Consider the following 1,877-nt stretch of genomic DNA (forward strand, 5'->3'; position numbering starts at 1 on the left):
CCGGCACCGAAACCATCGCCAGCATGGAATACGCGGTGGCCGTGCTGAATGCGCCGCTGATCCTCGTGCTCGGCCATGACGCTTGCGGCGCGGTCGATGCGACGCTGAAGGCGATCAAGGACAACAAGCCGCCGCCGGGCCATATTCCATCGCTGGTCGATGCGATCACGCCTGCAGCGAAGGCTGCGATGCAGCAGGGTGGGGACGTCCTCGACAAGGCGATCCGGCAGAACGTCATCGACAACGTCGCGAAGCTGAAGTCGGCAGCGCCGATCCTCAATGCGGCCGTGGAGCAGGGCAAGCTGAAGGTCGTCGGCGGCATCTATCGGCTCACGACGGGAACGGTCGACCTGATCGCGCAGGTCTGACGAGACGAACCGGCTCGCGCCGGTTCGTTGTCGCGAGGCTGACGCAGGCGCCCTGGCGTTGGTGCCGGGCGCCATGCCGCCGCCTCAATCCAAGCCTTCGTTATTTGGAAGCCTTTCGTTCAAGTGTCATTCAGCTCGCCACGCGTCTGATGCGTGGCGGCATCTCAACAACAAAAACGGGCAAGCAAGTCATGCGTGGGACGCTCCGAGCCTTCATTTGCCTTCTCCTGCCAATCGCGGTCCTTGCCGCGGGCGCGCCGGATCCGGCGCGTGCACAGCAGCAGGAAAAGCGTATGGCGCTCGTGGTCGGCAACGGCGCCTATGCCAAGTCGCCGCTGGCGACGACGGCAAACGATGCCGGCCTGATCGCGCAGACGCTGCAGGCGGCGGGCTTCGACGTCGTCGGCGCCCGCGATCTCGACGGCGACACGCTGCGCAAGAGCTTTCGCGATTTCATCCAGAAGGCGCAGGCCTCCGGACCGGGCACCGTCGCGATGGTCTACCTCGCCGGCTATGGCGTGCAACTTGCCGGTGAGAACTACTTCATCCCGGTCGATTCCAACATCACCCGCGACACCGACATTCCGACCGAAGGCCTGCGCATCGGCGACTATCTCCGCCAGCTCGCCTCCGTTCCGCTCAAGGCCAACATCGTCGTGCTCGACGCTGCGCGGGCGCAGCCCTTCGTGGAGGGCGGCCAGCAGATCGCGAGCGGACTTGCGCTGGTCGAGCCCGACGCCAACATGCTGATCGCGTTCAACGCCGCGCCCGGCACGGTGGCGCCCGAGGAGCCTGGACCTTACGGCATCTATGCGCAGTCGCTGGCGGAGATGATCCGCACCGGCGGCCTACCGCTGCCTGAGGTGTTCGACCGCGTTCGCCTGCGCGTCAACGAGGCCAGCAAGGGCGCGCAAGTGCCCTGGAACGAGCAGAAGATATCGGCGCAATTCTCGTTCTTCGAGCGCGGACCTGACGCGCCGCCGCCTGAGGCCGCACCCGACCAAGTCGCCGCGATGCGCAACAAGCCGATCCGCGATCTCGGCGTGCAGGATGCCTATGCCGCCGCGCTCACGCGCGACACGCTGCCGGCCTACGAAGAGTTTCTCTCCGCCTATCCCGGCGACCCGCTGTCGAAGCGCGTGATGGTGATCGTCGCGGCGCGCCGCGAGGCCATCACCTGGCGGCGGACCTATCGGACCGACACGCCGGAGGCCTATTGGTCGTATCTGCGTCGCTATCCGCGCGGTCCGCATGCGGCGGATGCGCGCCGGCGCTTGGCGATTCTCACCGCGCCGGCCGAGCCGCCGCCGAGCTTCGCGATGATCGACTACGACGTGCCGCCACCGTCGCCGGAGGAGGTGGTCTATGTCGAGCGTCCCGTGCTGTATTTCAGCGATCCGGATTTTGGCTTTGCGCCGCCACCGCCGCCGCCGGTCTATTATCTGCCACCGCCGCCGCCGGATTTCGTCGTGCTGTCGCCGCCGATGCCGGTGGTCGGCCTGTTCGTGC

Annotated in this window: 2 protein-coding genes; both read left to right on the forward strand. The window is 66.8% G+C overall.

Features of this window, described 5'->3' with window-relative positions; translation table 11 throughout:
* Window positions 1-368: carbonic anhydrase (locus tag IVB32_RS10945; RefSeq protein ID WP_247410356.1), on the forward strand; the 368-nt coding region annotated here is incomplete at its 5' end.
* 191 nt (window positions 369-559) lie between these two features.
* A partial coding sequence (locus IVB32_RS10950) for a caspase domain-containing protein (RefSeq protein ID WP_247410358.1) occupies window positions 560-1,877 on the forward strand: 1,318 nt, incomplete at its 3' end.

The sequence above is a fragment of the Bradyrhizobium sp. 23 genome (assembly GCF_023073295.1).
Lineage (GTDB): Bacteria > Pseudomonadota > Alphaproteobacteria > Rhizobiales > Xanthobacteraceae > Bradyrhizobium > Bradyrhizobium canariense_D.